The 15548-nt window shown below is 72.5% G+C and carries 13 protein-coding genes; 10 read left to right on the top strand and 3 right to left on the bottom strand.

What is annotated here, in order from left to right; genetic code table 11:
• Positions 1-3: 3 nt before the first annotated feature.
• From CP982_RS16505 to CP982_RS16535, 7 genes are all read left to right on the top strand, one after another.
• Positions 4-1950, top strand: a complete 1947-nt coding sequence (locus CP982_RS16505) for an acetyl/propionyl/methylcrotonyl-CoA carboxylase subunit alpha (protein ID WP_150511245.1) — start codon at positions 4-6, stop codon at positions 1948-1950.
• Positions 1947-2906 carry a hydroxymethylglutaryl-CoA lyase gene (locus tag CP982_RS16510; protein WP_150511246.1) on the top strand — a complete coding sequence of 320 codons (960 nt, stop codon included), beginning with the start codon at positions 1947-1949 and terminating at the stop codon, positions 2904-2906. The genes CP982_RS16505 and CP982_RS16510 overlap by 4 nt, the downstream gene beginning before the upstream one ends.
• A gap of 5 nt (positions 2907-2911) precedes the next feature.
• Positions 2912-4072: an acyl-CoA dehydrogenase family protein gene (locus tag CP982_RS16515; RefSeq protein ID WP_150511247.1), complete on the top strand. Its 1161-nt coding sequence runs from the start codon at positions 2912-2914 to the stop codon at positions 4070-4072.
• Positions 4073-4224: 152 nt separating this feature from the next.
• Positions 4225-5265, top strand: a complete 1041-nt coding sequence (locus CP982_RS16520; RefSeq protein ID WP_150511248.1) for an ABC transporter substrate-binding protein — start codon at positions 4225-4227, stop codon at positions 5263-5265.
• A gap of 249 nt (positions 5266-5514) precedes the next feature.
• The gene (locus tag CP982_RS16525) at positions 5515-6957 is read left to right on the top strand and encodes a pyridoxal phosphate-dependent decarboxylase family protein (RefSeq protein ID WP_150511249.1); all 1443 of its coding nucleotides are present in this window, start codon (positions 5515-5517) and stop codon (positions 6955-6957) included.
• Positions 6941-8014 carry a SidA/IucD/PvdA family monooxygenase gene (locus CP982_RS16530; RefSeq protein ID WP_150511250.1) on the top strand — a complete coding sequence of 358 codons (1074 nt, stop codon included), beginning with the start codon at positions 6941-6943 and terminating at the stop codon, positions 8012-8014. Before CP982_RS16525 ends, CP982_RS16530 begins: the two co-directional genes overlap by 17 nt.
• The gene (locus CP982_RS16535; protein WP_150511251.1) at positions 8011-8592 is read left to right on the top strand and encodes a GNAT family N-acetyltransferase; all 582 of its coding nucleotides are present in this window, start codon (positions 8011-8013) and stop codon (positions 8590-8592) included. Before CP982_RS16530 ends, CP982_RS16535 begins: the two co-directional genes overlap by 4 nt.
• Positions 8593-8679: 87 nt before the next feature.
• Here the strand turns inward: CP982_RS16535 and CP982_RS16540 are convergent, their stop codons facing one another.
• Positions 8680-10290: a beta-N-acetylhexosaminidase gene (locus CP982_RS16540; RefSeq protein ID WP_229879165.1), complete on the bottom strand. Its 1611-nt coding sequence runs from the start codon at positions 10288-10290 to the stop codon at positions 8680-8682.
• Positions 10291-10415: 125 nt separating this feature from the next.
• On the opposite strand from CP982_RS16540, the gene CP982_RS16545 reads away from it, so the two are divergent.
• From CP982_RS16545 to glmS, 3 genes are all read left to right on the top strand, one after another.
• The gene (locus CP982_RS16545) at positions 10416-11318 is read left to right on the top strand and encodes a DUF4429 domain-containing protein (RefSeq protein WP_150511253.1); all 903 of its coding nucleotides are present in this window, start codon (positions 10416-10418) and stop codon (positions 11316-11318) included.
• Positions 11319-11414: 96 nt separating this feature from the next.
• Positions 11415-11672: a hypothetical protein gene (locus CP982_RS16550; protein ID WP_144003572.1), complete on the top strand. Its 258-nt coding sequence runs from the start codon at positions 11415-11417 to the stop codon at positions 11670-11672.
• Between the two features lie 29 nt (positions 11673-11701).
• On the top strand, positions 11702-13519 hold the full coding sequence (gene glmS, locus CP982_RS16555) for a glutamine--fructose-6-phosphate transaminase (isomerizing) (protein WP_150511254.1): 1818 nt from the start codon (positions 11702-11704) through the stop codon (positions 13517-13519).
• 99 nt (positions 13520-13618) lie between these two features.
• On the opposite strand, the gene CP982_RS16560 is transcribed toward glmS, so the two are convergent.
• Complete coding sequence (locus CP982_RS16560) at positions 13619-14182, bottom strand: GPR1/FUN34/YaaH family transporter (protein WP_150511255.1); 564 nt, start codon at positions 14180-14182, stop codon at positions 13619-13621.
• 179 nt (positions 14183-14361) lie between these two features.
• Positions 14362-14886, bottom strand: a complete 525-nt coding sequence (locus tag CP982_RS16565) for a universal stress protein (protein ID WP_150511256.1) — start codon at positions 14884-14886, stop codon at positions 14362-14364.
• Between the last annotated feature and the right edge of the window lie 662 nt (positions 14887-15548).

Here is a 15548-nt window from a genome sequence, read left to right on the forward strand (position 1 = left end):
AGCATGTTCGAGACAGTCCTTGTCGCCAACCGGGGCGAGATCGCCGTGCGCGTCATCCGCACGCTGCGCTCCCTCGGCGTCCGCTCGGTGGCCGTCTTCTCCGACGCGGACGCCGACGCCCGGCACGTGCGGGAGGCCGACACGGCCGTGCGGCTCGGCCCGGCGCCCGCCGCCGAGAGCTATCTCTCGGCGGAGCGCCTCCTCGCGGCCGCCGCCTCTTCCGGCGCCCGGGCCGTCCACCCGGGCTACGGCTTCCTCGCGGAGAACGCCGCCTTCGCGCAGGCCTGCGCGGACGCCGGGCTCGCCTTCATCGGGCCGCCCGCCGCCGCGATCGACCTCATGGGCGACAAGATCCGCGCCAAGGAGACCGTGCGCGCGGCCGGGGTGCCCGTGGTGCCGGGCTCGTCCGGCAGCGGCCTGACCGACGAGCAACTGGTGGCCGCCGCGCGGGAGATCGGCACGCCGGTCCTCCTCAAGCCCTCCGCGGGCGGCGGCGGCAAGGGCATGCGCCTGGTCCGCGACGCCGCGCTGCTCGGCGAGGAGATCGCCGCCGCGCGGCGCGAGGCGCGCGCCTCCTTCGGCGACGACACCCTCCTCGTGGAGCGCTGGGTCGACCGCCCCCGGCACATCGAGATCCAGGTCCTCGCCGACGCCCACGGCAACGTGGTGCACCTGGGCGAGCGCGAGTGCTCCCTCCAGCGCCGCCACCAGAAGATCATCGAGGAGGCGCCGAGCGTCCTCCTCGACGAGGAGACGCGCGCCGCGATGGGCGCCGCCGCCGTCGAGGCCGCGCGCTCCTGCGGCTACGTCGGCGCGGGCACGGTCGAGTTCATCGTCCCCGGCAGCGACCCGTCCTCGTACTACTTCATGGAGATGAACACCCGCCTCCAGGTGGAGCACCCGGTCACCGAGCTGATCACCGGGCTCGACCTGGTGGAGTGGCAGCTCCGGGTCGCGGCGGGCGAGCATCTGCCCTTCGGTCAGGACGGCGTGCGCCTGACCGGGCACGCCGTCGAGGCCCGCGTCTGCGCCGAGGACCCCACGCGCGGCTTCCTGCCCTCCGGCGGCACGGTCCTGCTCCTGCGCGAGCCCTCCGGCGACGGCGTGCGCACCGACTCCGGCCTCAGCGAGGGCACGGAGGTCGGCAGCCTGTACGACCCGATGCTGTCCAAGGTCATCGCGTACGGCCCGGACCGGGCGACGGCGCTGCGCAAGCTGCGCGCGGCCCTCGCGGACACGGTCATCCTGGGCGTGCCGACCAACACCGGCTTCCTGCGCCGCCTCCTCGCCCACCCGGCGGTGGCGGCGGGCGACCTCGACACCGGCCTGGTCGAGCGGGAGGCCGAGGGCCTGGTCGCCGCCGGCGTACCGGCCGAGGTGTACGAGGCCGCGGCCCTCGCGCGGGCCGCCGCCCCCGCCGCGACCGGCTGGGTCGACCCCTTCTCGGTGCCCAGCGGCTGGCGCCTCGGGGGCGAGGCCGCGTGGACGGCGCACCACCTCCGGGTGCCGGGGCACGACCCCGTGGTCGTCCGCACCCGCCGCGCGGCCGACGGCGGCACCGAGGTGGACCTCGGGGAGCTCGGGGAGGCATCGCCCCGCCGCCACCGCTACCACCGCGCGGGTGACTGGCTCGGCCGGGACGGCGACGCCTGGGAGGTCCGGGACCACGACCCGGTGGAGGCCGCGCTCACCGGCGCGACCCACGCGGGAGCCGACGCCCTGACCGCCCCGATGCCCGGCACCGTCACCGTCGTCAAGGTCGCCCCCGGCGACCGCGTGGCCGCGGGCCAGAGCCTCCTCGTCGTGGAGGCGATGAAGATGGAGCACGTCATCTCCGCCCCGCACGCGGGCACCGTCACCGAGCTCGACGTCACCCCGGGCAGCACGGTCGCCATGGACCAGGTCCTGGCCGTGGTGGTCCCCGACGAGAGCGTGGAGGAGGAGTCATGACCGCCCCCGGCCTGCCCATGGCCGTACCAGCCCGGGGCCTGCCGCCCCGGGTCCGCATCCACGAGGTGGGCGCCCGCGACGGCCTGCAGAACGAGAAGGCGACGGTCCCCACCGAGGTCAAGGCGGAGTTCGTACACCGCCTGGCCGCCGCGGGCCTGACCACCGTCGAGGCGACGAGCTTCGTGCACCCCAAGTGGGTGCCCCAACTGGCCGACGCCGAGCGGCTGTTCCCGCTGCTCGGTGACATCGAGGGGGTGCACCTGCCGGTCCTGGTCCCCAACGACCGCGGCCTGGACCGCGCCCTCGCGCTCGGCGCCCGCCGCGTCGCCGTGTTCGCCAGCGCCACCGAGTCCTTCGCCCAGGCCAATCTGAACCGCACGGTGGACGAGGCCCTGGCGATGTTCGAGCCGGTGGTGGCCCGCGCCAAGGCGGCGGAGGCCGCGCACGAGCGGGTGCACGTGCGGGGCTACCTGTCCATGTGCTTCGGCGACCCGTGGGAGGGCCCGGTGCCGATCCCCCAGGTCGTCCGCGTCTGCAAGGCCCTTCTCGACATGGGCTGTGACGAGCTGAGCCTCGGCGACACCATCGGCGTGGCCACGCCGGGCCACGTCCTGGCGCTGCTCGCCGCGCTCGACGAACAGGGCGTGCCGACGGACCGGATCGGCGTGCACTTCCACGACACGTACGGCCAGGCGCTCGCCAACACCCTCGCCGCGCTCCAGCACGGCGTAACCACCGTCGACGCGTCCGCGGGCGGCCTCGGCGGCTGCCCGTACGCGAAGAGCGCCACCGGCAACCTCGCCACCGAAGACCTCGTGTGGATGCTGCACGGCCTCGGCATCGAGACCGGGGTCGACCTCGGCCGTCTCACCGACACCAGCGTGTGGATGGCCACCCAGTTGGGCCGACCGAGCCCGTCGCGCACCGTGCGTGCCCTCTCCCACAAGGAGTCGTGATCTCCATGGACCACCGCCTCACCCCCGAGCACGAGGAACTCCGGCGCACCGTCGAGGAGTTCGCGAACGACGTGGTCGCCCCGAAGATCGGCGACCACTACGAGCGGCACGAGTTCCCGTACGAGATCGTGCGCGAGATGGGCCGCATGGGCCTGTTCGGCCTGCCGTTCCCGGAGGAGTACGGCGGCATGGGCGGCGACTACCTGGCGCTCGGCATCGCCCTCGAGGAGCTGGCGCGCGTCGACTCCTCCGTCGCGATCACCCTGGAGGCGGGCGTCTCGCTCGGCGCCATGCCGCTGCACCTCTTCGGCACGGACGAGCAGAAGCGCACCTGGCTGCCGCGGCTCTGCTCGGGCGAGCTGCTCGGCGCGTTCGGGCTCACCGAGCCCGGCGCGGGCTCGGACGCGGGCGGCACCCGGACGACGGCGCGCCTGGACGAGGCCACCGGGGAATGGGTCATCAACGGCACGAAGTGCTTCATCACCAACTCCGGCACCGACATCACGGGCCTGGTCACGGTCACGGCCGTCACCGGCCGCACCGACGACGGCAGGCCGCTAATCTCCTCGATCATCGTGCCGTCCGGTACGCCGGGCTTCACGGTGGCGGCGCCGTACTCCAAGGTCGGCTGGAACGCGTCGGACACCCGGGAGCTGTCCTTCGCCGACGTCCGCGTACCCCGGGCCAACCTCCTCGGCGAGCAGGGCCGCGGCTACGCCCAGTTCCTGCGCATCCTCGACGAGGGCCGCGTCGCCATCGCGGCGCTCGCCACCGGGCTGGCCCAGGGCTGTGTGGACCAGTCCGTGAAGTACGCCAAGGAGCGGCACACCTTCGGGCGGCCGATCGGTTCCAACCAGGCCATCCAGTTCAAGATCGCCGACATGGAGATGAAGGCGCACACCTCCCGCCTCGCCTGGCGCGACGCGGCGTCCCGCCTGGTCGCCGGGGAGCCCTTCAAGAAGGAGGCGGCGCTCGCCAAGCTCTACTCCTCGACGATCGCCGTCGACAACGCCCGCGAGGCCACCCAGATCCACGGCGGCTACGGCTTCATGAACGAGTACCCCGTGGCCCGCATGTGGCGCGACTCCAAGATCCTGGAGATCGGCGAGGGCACGAGCGAGGTCCAGCGCATGTTGATCGCCCGCGAGCTGGGCCTGACGAGCTAGGGGCGCTCCCCTCTCCCGCCCACCCGCGATGACGGGGAGGTTCGGGAGGTGGGGGCCTGGGGTCGGCAGCCAGGGAAGGTTAGGTTAACCTAAGCACGATTTCCGGCCAGTGCCTGCTGGCGGCTTCCGCACGCACGAAAGCAGAGACCCCCATGCCCCGTCTCCCCCAGCCCTCCCGCCGCGGCATCCTCGCCGCGGGCGGCGCCCTCGGCCTGACGGCCGTCCTCGCGGCCTGCGGGGACGAGAAGAAGGGCGGCGGCAAGAGCGGCGGCGGCTCCACGGACAGCGGCCCCTGGTCGTTCAAGGACGACCGCGGCCAGACGGCCAGGAAGGACTCCACGCCGAAGAACATCGTCGCGTTCACCGGCGTCGCCGCCGCCCTCTACGACTACGGCATCGAGGTCAAGGGCGTCTTCGGCCCGACGAAGACCAAGGACGGCAAGCCCGACGTCCAGGCCGGCGACATGGACATCAGCAAGCTGACGATCCTCGGCAACGCGTGGGACCAGTTCAACATCGAGAAGTACGTGGGCCTCCAGCCGGATGTCCTGATCTCGACCATGTTCGACGACAAGGGCACGCTCTGGTACGTCCCCGAGGCGTCCAAGGACAAGATCCTCAAGCTCGCCCCGAGCGTCGGCGTCTCGGTGTACGACCGCCAGCTGACCAAGCCCCTGGAGCGGCTGCTCTCGCTCGCGGAGTCGCTCGGCGCGGACGTGAAGGCCGACAAGGTCGTCAAGGCGAAGAAGCGCTTCGAGGCCGCGTCGGAGCGGCTGCGCAAGGCCGCGAAGTCCCGCCCGGAGATCAAGGTCCTGGTGGGCTCGGCGAGCGCGGACATCTTCTACGTCTCCGGCTCCAACCTCTCCGCGGACCTGGAGTACTTCAAGGCCCTCGGCGTGAACCTCGTCGAGCCGCCCGCGAAGGCCCTGAAGGCGAGCGGCGGCTGGTTCGAGAACCTGTCCTGGGAGAACGTCGACCAGTACGGGGCCGACGTCATCATGATGGACAACCGCACCTCCGCCCTGCAGCCCGAGGGCCTGGAGAAGCAGAAGCCCACCTGGGGCAAGCTGCCCGCGGTGAAGGCCGGACAGGTCATCCCGCGCGTGACGGAGCCGATCTTCTCCTACGCCAAGTGCGCGCCGATCCTGGAGGACCTCGCCGAGGCGATCGAGAAGGCCAAGAAGGTCTCCTGACCCGCGCCCGCACCCCGTACAGAGCCGCCCCTCCGCCCCGCGGAGAGGGCGGCTCTGCCCGTATGAGGTCCGTACGAGGCCCGCGAGAGGCCGCCGCCACGTCCGCACCGCCCGCCGCGCCGACCCCTCCAGCACCCTTGATTTGAACTTAGGTTAGGCTAACCTTAGTTCGACGTCGCGCCCCGGATTCCTCCCCGCTGTGCCCTGCCCCGGGGCGCGACCCCCGTCCCCTCACCTGGAGGACCGTCCATGCGCTCGCACCTGCTCAACGACACGACCACCGAGCGGTACCGCGCCTCCGTGACCGAAGGGGTCGAGCGCGTGGCCGCCACGGTCGCCGCCGCCTCCCGGCCCTTCACCGGCGTCCAGGCCGACGAGCTGTCCCCCCGCGTCGCCGCCGTCGACCTCGACGCCCCGCTGCACGACACCGTAGCCGCCCTCGACGAGCTCGAAGAGCTGTATCTGCGCGACGCGGTCCACTTCCACCACCCCCGCCACCTCGCGGGCGGCGACGGCCCCGTCGTCATCCCGGCCGTCCTCGGCGAGGCCGTGCTGTCCGCCGTGAACTCCTCGCTCGACACCTGGGACCGGTCCACGGGCGGCACCCTCATCGAGCGGCGCCTGATCGACTGGGCGGCCGAGCGCGCCGGGCTCGGCCCCGCCGCCGACGGCGTGTTCACCTCCGGCGGCGACCAGGCCGACCTCCAGGCGCTGCTGCTCGCCCGCGAGGAGGCCGGGACGGACGACCCGCGCAGGCTGCGCGTCCTCACCTCCGCGGGCGCCCGCCCCGGCATCCGGAAGGCGGCGAAACTCCTCGGCCTCGGGCCGGACGCCGTCATCGCCGTCCGCACCGACCGGGCGGGGCGCATGCAGACCGTGGCGCTCGTCCGCGAGCTGGAGCGCTGTGCGCGCGAGGGCCTGGTCCCGATGGCCGTCGTCGCCTCGGCGGGCACCGCGGACTTCGGCTCGATCGACCCGCTGCCGCAGATCGCCGAGGTGTGCGCGCGCCACGGCGTCCGGCTGCACGTGGACGCCGCGCACGGCTGCGGACCGCTCGTCTCGCGCACCCGGCGGCACCTCCTCGACGGCATCGAGCGCGCCGACTCGGTGACGGTCGACTTCCACGCGTCCCTGTTCCAGCCGGCCGGCTGCGCCGCGCTCCTCGTCCGCGACGCGGCGACGCTGCGGCACGCCACGGACCTCACCGACCACCCGGAACCGCGCCGCGCCGCACAGGAGCGCGTCCCCGGCCAGGCCGGGAAATCCCTCCAGGGCACCCGCCGCTTCGACGCCCTGAAACTCTGGCTGACGCTGCGCGTCATGGGCGCGGACGCCGTCGGCGACCTCTTCGACGAGGTCTGCTCCACCGCCGCCCGCGGCTTCGACCTCATCGCCGCCGACCCGCGCTTCGACGTCGTCGCCGAACCCCAGCTCGCCACCCTCGTCTTCCGCTACATCCCGGCCGCGATCTGCTCCCCCGCCGACATCGACCGCGCCAACCTGTACGCCCGCAAGGCCCTGTTCGCCTCCGGTGACGCGGTGGTCGCGGGCGCGCGGGCGGGCGAGCGCCGCTATCTGAAGCTCGCCCTGCGCAACCCGGAGACCACGGCCGCCGATCTCGCCGCCGTGCTCGACCTGATCGCCGGTCACGCCGAGCAGTACCTGGGAGAGAGCCTTGACCGCGCCAGCTGACCCCCGCGAGCCGTACGACGTCATCGGGATCGGCCTCGGCCCCGCCAACCTCGGCCTCGCCTGCCTCACCGAGCCCCTCGACGAGCTGACCGCCCTGTTCCTCACGCCGGGCCCCGACGCGTCCGACGTCGTCCGGCGCTCCGGGACGCCCCTGGAGGGCGCCCGCCCGCGGACGCCCTTCCTGTCCGACCTGGTGACGCTCGCCGACCCCACGTCGCGGTACTCCTTCCTCAACTTCCTGCAGGAGTCGGGCCGCCTGTACGCGTTCCACCGCCGCGAGAGCCTCTACCCGCTGCGCGCCGAGTACGACGCCTACTGCCGCTGGGCCGCCGCCCGCCTCACGTCCGTGCGCTTCGGCACGACCGTGACGCGGGTGACGTACGAGAACGACGTGTACGCCGTCGCCACCTCCGTGGGCGACGTCCTGCGCGCCCGGCACCTCGCCCTCGACACAGGCAGCACGCCGTACGTGCCCGATGCCTGCGCGAAGCTCGGCGGCGACTTCGTCCACGCCTCGCGCTACCCGGAGCAGAAGGCGGAGCTCCAGAAGAAGAACCAGATCACGGTCGTCGGCGACGGGCGGGGCGCGGCGGAGGTCTACTACGACCTCCTCACGGACATGGACGTCCACGGCTACCGGCTCGACTGGGTCACCGAAGCCCCGCGCCTGCTGCCGCCCGAGCACACCGGGCTGCTCGACGCGATCCTCGACCTGCTGCACCAGAAGGGCCTGGAAGGGCCCGTCCCCTCGCGCCTGCTCACCCGCTCCACCCTCACCAGGGCCCGCTACGAGCACGGCACGTACACCCTCGGCCTGCGCCACCGGGAGCGGGGCGAGGACGTCACGCTCACCACCGAGGGCCTGGTCCTCGCCACCGGCCACCGGTACCGGACGCCGGACTTCCTGGAGCCCGTGCGCGAGCGCGTCCGCTGGGACGCGCACGGCTCGGACCCGGGCACGGCCCCGTACCGCAACGCGTCCATCATCCGTGAGCTGCTCGGCCGCGAGGTCCACCCCGCCGATGAGCCCACCGCGTTCCAGGAGTTCGCCGTATGAGTACCTTCGGAACCCTCACGCTGCGTCCGCTCGACCCGTTCACGGACGCCCAGTTGATCCACCCCTGGATGACGCACCCCCGGTCCGTGTTCTGGCCGCTGTGGGGCGCGCGGCTCCACGAGGTCGAGCGCGCGTACATGCACGTCGCGGCCGAGGAGCACCACGACGCGTTCGTCGGTCTGCGCGACGGCGAGCCCGCGTTCCTGGTGGAGCGCTACGACCCGCGCCACGTCGAACTCGCCGACGCCCACGAGCCCGAGCCCGGCGACGTCGGCCTGCGCTTCCTGGTCGCGCCGGGCGCGGACCACGTCGAGGGCTTCGGCCAGGCGGCGCTGACCACGGTCCTGGAGCACCTCTTCGCGGACCCCCGGACGGCGCGGGTCGTGGTCGCGACCGACGTCGCCGACCACGCCGCGCAGGAGCTCCACGAGGTCGCGGGCTTCGTGCCCGGGTGCGAGGCCGACGGGCCGGAGGGACGGGTCCTGCTCTGCTTCTGCACCCGCGAGCGGTTCGACGCGGCCGTCGTCCGCCGGGCCGTGGCCGCCCGGCCCGCCCTGACGGCGGGAGCACCGGTATGAGCGCGGCCCCGCGCCCCTGAAGACCGGGCGGGGCTCCGGAGTACGGTCCTCCGGAGCCCCGTCTCCGTACGCGCCGGCGTCAGCGGCTCACCGCGCGGGCCAGGGCACCTGCGGTGACCTGAAGTAGCCGATGCCGAGGGCGTCCCAGCGCGGGGCCTGCTCCGCGAGCCGCGCCCGGTACGGCTCCCAGCCGTGGCTCGCGGCGGGCGACCACCCCAGCTCGGCGATGCCGGGCAGGCGCGGGAACGCCATGTAGTCGAGGTGGGCGGGCGTCGACAGGGTCTCCGTCCACAGCGGCGCCTCGACACCGAGGACCGCGTCGGCCGGAGCGCCCGGCAGATACGTGCCCGGGTCCCAGTCGTAGGCCCGCCGCACGTCCACGTACCCGGCCCACTTCAGGCCGAGCGGGGTGTCCTTGTCGTACTTGTGGTCGAGATAGGACCGGTCGGCGGGCGAGAGCACGAGCGCGGTGCCGTTCCGCGCCGCCCGCACGACCTGGTCGCGCTCGGCCTGCCCGGTGCGGTCGTAGCCCCAGTACTGGGCGACGGCGCCCGGCACCGGCTTCGCCGCGGTCAGCTGGTGCCAGCCGAGCACGGTCTTGCCGTACTTGGTGACGATCGGCTGGACCTTCTCCATGAACGCCACGAAGTCCTCGGGGCTCGTGGAGTGCGCCTCGTCGCCCCCGATGTGGAGGTAGCGGCCGGGGGTGAGCGCGGCGAGCTCGCGGATCACGTCGTCCACGAAGTCGTACGTGACGTCCTTCTTCACGCACAGCGAGCTGAAGCCGACCTCCGTGCCCGTGTACAGGGGCGGTGCCACGCCGTCGCAGTTCAGCTCTGCGTAGGAGGCGAGCGCGGCGTTCGTGTGGCTGGGCATGTCGATCTCGGGGATCACTTCGAGGCCCCGCGAGGCCGCGTAGGAGACGATCTCCCGGTACTGCTCCTTGGTGTAGTGGCCGCCGGGGCCGCCGCCGACCTGTGTGGAGCCGCCGTACGTGGCCAGGCGGGGCCAGGAGTCGACGGCGATGCGCCAGCCCTGGTCGTCGCTCAGGTGCAGATGCAGCGTGTTCATCTTGTAGAGCGCCAACTGGTCGACGTAGCGCTTGACTTGGTCCACGGGGAAGAAGTGGCGGGCCACGTCCAGCATGGCCCCGCGGTAGGCGTAGCGCGGGGCGTCCTCGATGGTGCCGCCCGCGATCCGCCACGGGCCGTGCTGCCGCGACGTCCGCTCGACGGCTGCGGGCAGCTGCTGGCGCACCGTCTGGACGCCGTGGAAGAGGCCGGTTCCCGACCAGGAGGTGAGGGTGAGGGAGCGGCGCTCGGAGACCAGCCGGTAGCCCTCGCCGCCGAGGGCCTTCTCGGCGCTCCCGGTGCTGACGCGCAGCCGGATGCCGTCGCCGCCCGGGCGGTCGGTCACGGGCAGCCGGAAGCCGGTGGCGGGGCGGAGCAGCCGCGCGAGGTACTCGCCGACGCGCCGCTCCTCGGGGCGGGGGCCGACCCGGATGCGGGTCTTGGCGGTGATCTCGTAACCGGGCCCGGACGCCTCGGCCTTCAGGGGCGCGGGGATGATCCGGCCGAGCGGGGTGGGCGCGGGCAGAGGCTCGCTCCCGCCGCCCGGCGCGGCGGCCGCGGTCGAGAGGCCGGCGGCGATGAGGAGCAGTGCACCGATGACACGTGTCGGTCTGTGGTCCTTTCTCACAAGCGGGTCCCTTCGACGGGCAACGCGGATGTGACGTGGTCGAACCGTCACCATGCGTACCGCGCACCCCAGGCCGGGTCAAGGTGTAGACCACCTGACCAGGGTCGCGGTGCGAGAATCGCCGCATGGCGGAAATCATCCAGCGTGACGGGACCTGGACCTTCGACGGAGTGACGCTGCGGCTCGTGCCGGGGCGCGACAAAGGCGTTTCGCTGCTGCGCAAGAGCCTGGGCGAACTCACGCTTCCGCTCCAGGCCTTGGCGGGGGTCGCCTTCGAACAGGGCAAGAAGAGCGGGCGACTTCGGCTGCGCCTGCGCGACGGCGCCGATCCGCTGCTCCAGGCGACGGCGGGCAAGCTCGCTGACGCCTCCGACCCGTACCAGCTCGCGGTGGAGCCCGACCGGTACGGCGTCGCCGAGTACGTGGTCGACGAGCTGCGCAACGCCCTGCTGCTCGAACAGGTCCCGGCCGCGGGCTGTGACGCGTATCTGCTGACCGGCCCGTCCGTGCCGCTCCAGGTGTCCGCGGGCGACGCCACCGTGAGCTTCGACGGGGAGACCGTCCGCCTGGAGTGGAACTGGAAGACGGAGGAGGCCAAGGCCGCCGCGGGCACCCGTACGATCGCGCTCGCCGATGTCGCCGCCGTCGAGTGGCAGCCCGCGATAGGCCTGGAGAACGGCTACCTCCGCTTCACCGTGCGGAACGCGCCGACCAAGGCCCCGCCGAAGTACGACCCGAACTCGGTGGAGCTGTGGGGCTTCAAGAAGGACCCGCTGATGGCCCTGGTCGCGGCGGCCGTCCAGGCCCGGCTCCCGCACCCGGCGCGCCCCACGGCGCAGGCCCCCGCGCCCGAGCAGCTCACGACGACGGCCGCGCCCACCCCCGCGCCGGCCCCCGCGTCGCCGGCCGAGGACGACCACGACGCACTCCTGCGCCGACTGCGGGAGCTGGGCGAGCTGCACCGCGGCGGCATCCTCACGGACGAGGAGTTCGCGGCGGCCAAGCAGGCGGTCCTGAAGCGCATGTGACCCAGGAATCAGCCAGGCAGCCAGCAATCGAGCGAATCCTGCCCGATTCCGGGCAGGATTCTTGCGCAAGGACCCTGTGTAATCCAGGATCAACGGGTGCACGAAGACCTTGTCGATCACCTGACGCGCTCCACCCAGCTCCAGCGCGGCGAAGCGCTCCGGGTGATCCAGGACGTGCTCGCGTACTTCGACGAGACGACCGAGGCGTACGTCCGCCGCCGCCACCGTGAACTCCAGGGTCAGGGCCTGGTGAACACGGAGATCTTCGAGCGGATCGCGGCGGACCTGCGCTACCGCGCCGTGGCACCGCCCGAGCTCTCGCTCAGACAGCTGCGCCGCATCGTCTACGGCTAGACCATCCCCACCACACCCAAGGGACCCTTATGTGCGGAATCGTCGGATATATCGGCAAGCGTGACGTCGCCCCGCTCCTCCTGGAGGGCCTCCAGCGCCTGGAGTACCGCGGCTACGACTCCGCGGGCATCGTCATCACCAGCCCCAAGGCCACCGGCCTGAAGATGGTCAAGGCCAAGGGCCGCGTCCGCGATCTGGAGGCCCGCGTCCCCAAGCGCTTCACCGGCACCACCGGCATCGCCCACACCCGCTGGGCCACCCACGGCGCCCCCTCCGACGAGAACGCCCACCCCCACCTCGACGCCGAGAACAAGGTCGCCGTCGTCCACAACGGCATCATCGACAACGCCACCGAGCTGCGCGCCAAGCTGCTCGCCGACGGCGCGGAGTTCCGCTCGGAGACCGACACCGAGGTGATCACCCACCTCATCGCGCGCTCCGGGGCCGAGACCCTGGAGGAGCGGGTCCGCGAGGCCCTGCGCCACATCGAGGGCACGTACGGCATCGCCGTCATGCACGCCGACTTCAATGACCGCATCGTGGTCGCCCGCAACGGCTCGCCGGTCGTCCTCGGCATCGGCGAGAAGGAGATGTTCGTCGCCTCGGACGTCGCCGCGCTCGTCTCCCACACCCGCCAGGTCGTCACCCTCGACGACGGCGAGATGGCCACCCTCAAGGCCGACGACTACCGCACGTACACCACCGAGGGCTCGAGCACCCAGGCCTCGCCGACCACCGTGGAGTGGGAGGCCGAGTCGTACGACATGGGCGGCCACGACACGTACATGCACAAGGAGATCTTCGAGCAGGCCGACGCCGTGGACCGCGTCCTGCGCGGCCGCATCGACGACCGCTTCTCCACCGTGCACCTCGGCGGTCTGAACCTGGACGCCCACGACGCCCGCAAGGTGCGGCGCGTGAAGATCCTCGGCTGCGGCACCTCGTACCACGCGGGCATGATCGGCGCCCAGATGATCGAGGAGCTGGCCCGCATCCCCGCCGACGCCGAGCCCGCGTCCGAGTTCCGCTACCGCAACGCGGTCGTCGACCCCGACACCCTGTACGTGGCCGTCTCCCAGTCCGGTGAGACGTACGACGTGCTCGCCGCCGTGCAGGAGCTCAAGCGCAAGGGCGCCCGCGTCTTCGGCATCGTCAACGTGGTCGGTTCCGCGATCGCCCGCGAGGCGGACGCGGGCGTGTACGTGCACGCGGGCCCCGAGGTCTGCGTCGTCTCCACCAAGTGCTTCACCAACACCACCGTCGCCTTCGCGCTGCTCGCCCTGCACCTGGGCCGCATCCGGGACCTGTCGGTCGCCGACGGCAAGCGGATCATCGCGGGCCTGCGCGAGCTGCCCGCGCAGATCGAGCAGATGCTGGCGCGCGAGGACGAGATCAAGAAGCTCGCCGCGGAGTTCGCCGAGGCCAAGTCGATGCTGTTCATCGGCCGGGTGCGCGGCTATCCGGTGGCCCGCGAGGCCTCCCTCAAGCTCAAGGAGGTCTCCTACATCCACGCCGAGGCCTACCCCGCGTCCGAGCTGAAGCACGGCCCGCTCGCCCTGATCGAGCCCGCCCTGCCGACGGTCGCGATCGTCCCCGACGACGACCTCCTGGAGAAGAACCGCGCGGCCCTGGAGGAGATCAAGGCCCGCAGCGGCAGGATCCTCGCGGTCGCCCACCAGGAGCAGGAGAAGGCCGACCACACCATCGTCGTGCCGAAGAACGAGGACGAGCTGGACCCGATCCTCATGGGCATCCCGCTCCAGCTCCTCGCCTACCACACCGCCCTGGCCCTCGGCCGGGACATCGACAAGCCGCGGAACCTGGCGAAGTCCGTGACCGTGGAGTAGGCGCCGCGCGCGTGAGTGGCCCCCCGTGCGTGCCACCAAGCACACGGGGGGCCACTCCTTCAGGACCGGGGTCGCCCATTACCCCGGCCCGTGCCTGCCTCAGCCGGTGGCCGTCACCCCCCGGCCGGCAGGACGCCCGGGCAGGGCCGTCGGCCAGTTCGCCAGGGCGGCCGTCGCGCCGTACCAGGCGAGCAGGCCGCCCGCCGCCGCGCACCAGCCGCCCGCCTTGGCCAGGCCGCCGCTGTCGGCGAACCGCGCGACGGCGAGCAGCAGCAGGGCCGCGCACATCAGGGCGTACGTACCGCGCACCAGGGAGGAGCCGCCGGACGCCGCGGTGAGCGTCAGGGCGAGGAGTGCGAAGAGCAGCAGGAACAGACCCTCGGAGTTCGCGGAGATCCGGCTGTCGGCGGAGGCGCCCCAGGTGAACCAGAGCGCGCCGAGCCCGGTGAAGGCGGTGCCGGTGAGCCTCTCCTCGCGCAGCGCGAGGATGCCCACGACGAACAGCGCGATGCCGCCGACATAGGTGGCGAGGGCGACGGCGTCGGCCGCCGTCACGCCGTCGATCACTTCGGTGTGACCGAGGCCGAAGGCCAGCAGGGTGAGTCCGAGAGCGAGCTGACCGAGGGTCGAGGTGCTGCGTCCCGCGGAGACGTCTTTGTCCACGGCGGGCTCCCTTCGTGCAGGTGCGGTGGTGCGGTGCGGTCGCCGGGGACGCGGTGCCCCGGCGACCGGTACGTACCCTTCACAAGGGCACAACCCACCTCTACGCACGAGTAGATTTATGCGCCGCGACACGGGAGTTGACGCCACGACACCCTCATCCCACGGGGGACGGCGGGCCGTTACGGAATGACGACCACGGGCCGTTGCGCACGGCGCGCGAGGCGGCCCGCGACGGATCCGAAGATGCGCCCCACGATGCCGTGCGTCGAGCCGACGACGATGGCGTCCGCGGAGTACTCCCGGCCGACCTCTTCGAGCTCGTGGCAGATGTCGCCGCCGCGCTCGACGAGGATCCAGGGCACTTCCGACAGATACTCCGCACAGGCCAGTTCGAGGCCGAGGACCTCCGTGCGGTGGTCGGGGACGTCCACGAAGACGGGTGGCTCACAGCCCGCCCAGACCGTGGTGGGCAGGCGGTTGGCGACGTGCACGATGATCAGGCCGGAGCCGGAGCGGTGCGCCATGCCGATCGCGTAGGCGAGGGCCCGTTCGCTGGACGTCGAGCCGTCGAAGCCGACGACGACGCCGTGCCGGAAAGCGGGATCGCAGGAATGACGTGGTTCTTCCGCCGCTTGGGGGGTCGTCGTCGGATCGGCGACCTGCCGCTTGCGGTCCGCGGGTTCGGAGAATTCGTGACCGGCCATCGGTGTCTCGGCGAAGGAGTCCTCTGTGGGAGGGTCGGCTTTTTTCGAGTGCTTCGGCGCCCGTGGTGCGGCGCGGTGGATCGGGTCGTGCGCGGATTCCCGGGTGCGGTACGGGGAGCTGGTCGAGCGCGGATCCGGCGCGGGTCGGGCCCTGCGGCCTTCGGCGCACACGGGCCGTCACCGGACGCGTGTCCGGGAATCATCTTCCCAACCCCTTACCCCCAAGGGTACGGCGACACTCCTCTCCTGCCCAGGTCCCGGCCGGGGATCTCCCGGGCCGCGGCAGCGGCTCGCGCTGCCCGCGTGAGGCCTCGGTACGGCCTTCGCACGGCCCCACGGCGTTCACCGGAGCATGCATGAGCGGGGCTCGGATGGCAATGGCAGCTGCCCCGTACAGGCGGTTTGCGCCCGGTTCGCGCGCACTGGCCCCTTCCGGCCAGTGACCGGCCGCATGGCCACGCGTTGAACCCGTGAAACCACTCTTTCGGAGACATCCCCAGGAACAGACACCACGTGCGAAACCACCGCCGCAGGGAGTACGCCGTGCCAGGACCGATCACCGCCGCCCCAGTCGCCGCAGCGACCACCCGACGCCGCGCTCCCGAGGGGGCGCGCGAGCGCCGGGGCCCCGGGACCGCCGGGCCCCGGGGCGCCGAGACCCC

It is taken from the genome of Streptomyces spectabilis, assembly GCF_008704795.1.
GTDB classification, from domain to species: Bacteria; Actinomycetota; Actinomycetes; order Streptomycetales; family Streptomycetaceae; genus Streptomyces; species Streptomyces spectabilis.

Excerpts from the sequence above, each read along its gene's own strand:
- CP982_RS16505 (WP_150511245.1), top strand. The coding sequence starts at position 4 with ATGTTCGAGACAGTCCTTGTCGCCAACCGGGGCGAGATCGCCGTGCGC.
- CP982_RS16510 (WP_150511246.1), top strand. The coding sequence starts at position 1,947 with ATGACCGCCCCCGGCCTGCCCATGGCCGTACCAGCCCGGGGCCTGCCG.
- CP982_RS16515 (WP_150511247.1), top strand. The coding sequence starts at position 2,912 with ATGGACCACCGCCTCACCCCCGAGCACGAGGAACTCCGGCGCACCGTC.
- CP982_RS16520 (WP_150511248.1), top strand. The coding sequence starts at position 4,225 with ATGCCCCGTCTCCCCCAGCCCTCCCGCCGCGGCATCCTCGCCGCGGGC.
- CP982_RS16525 (WP_150511249.1), top strand. The coding sequence starts at position 5,515 with ATGCGCTCGCACCTGCTCAACGACACGACCACCGAGCGGTACCGCGCC.
- CP982_RS16535 (WP_150511251.1), top strand. The coding sequence starts at position 8,011 with ATGAGTACCTTCGGAACCCTCACGCTGCGTCCGCTCGACCCGTTCACG.
- CP982_RS16545 (WP_150511253.1), top strand. The coding sequence starts at position 10,416 with ATGGCGGAAATCATCCAGCGTGACGGGACCTGGACCTTCGACGGAGTG.
- glmS (WP_150511254.1), top strand. The coding sequence starts at position 11,702 with ATGTGCGGAATCGTCGGATATATCGGCAAGCGTGACGTCGCCCCGCTC.
- CP982_RS16565 (WP_150511256.1), bottom strand. The coding sequence starts at position 14,886 with ATGGCCGGTCACGAATTCTCCGAACCCGCGGACCGCAAGCGGCAGGTC.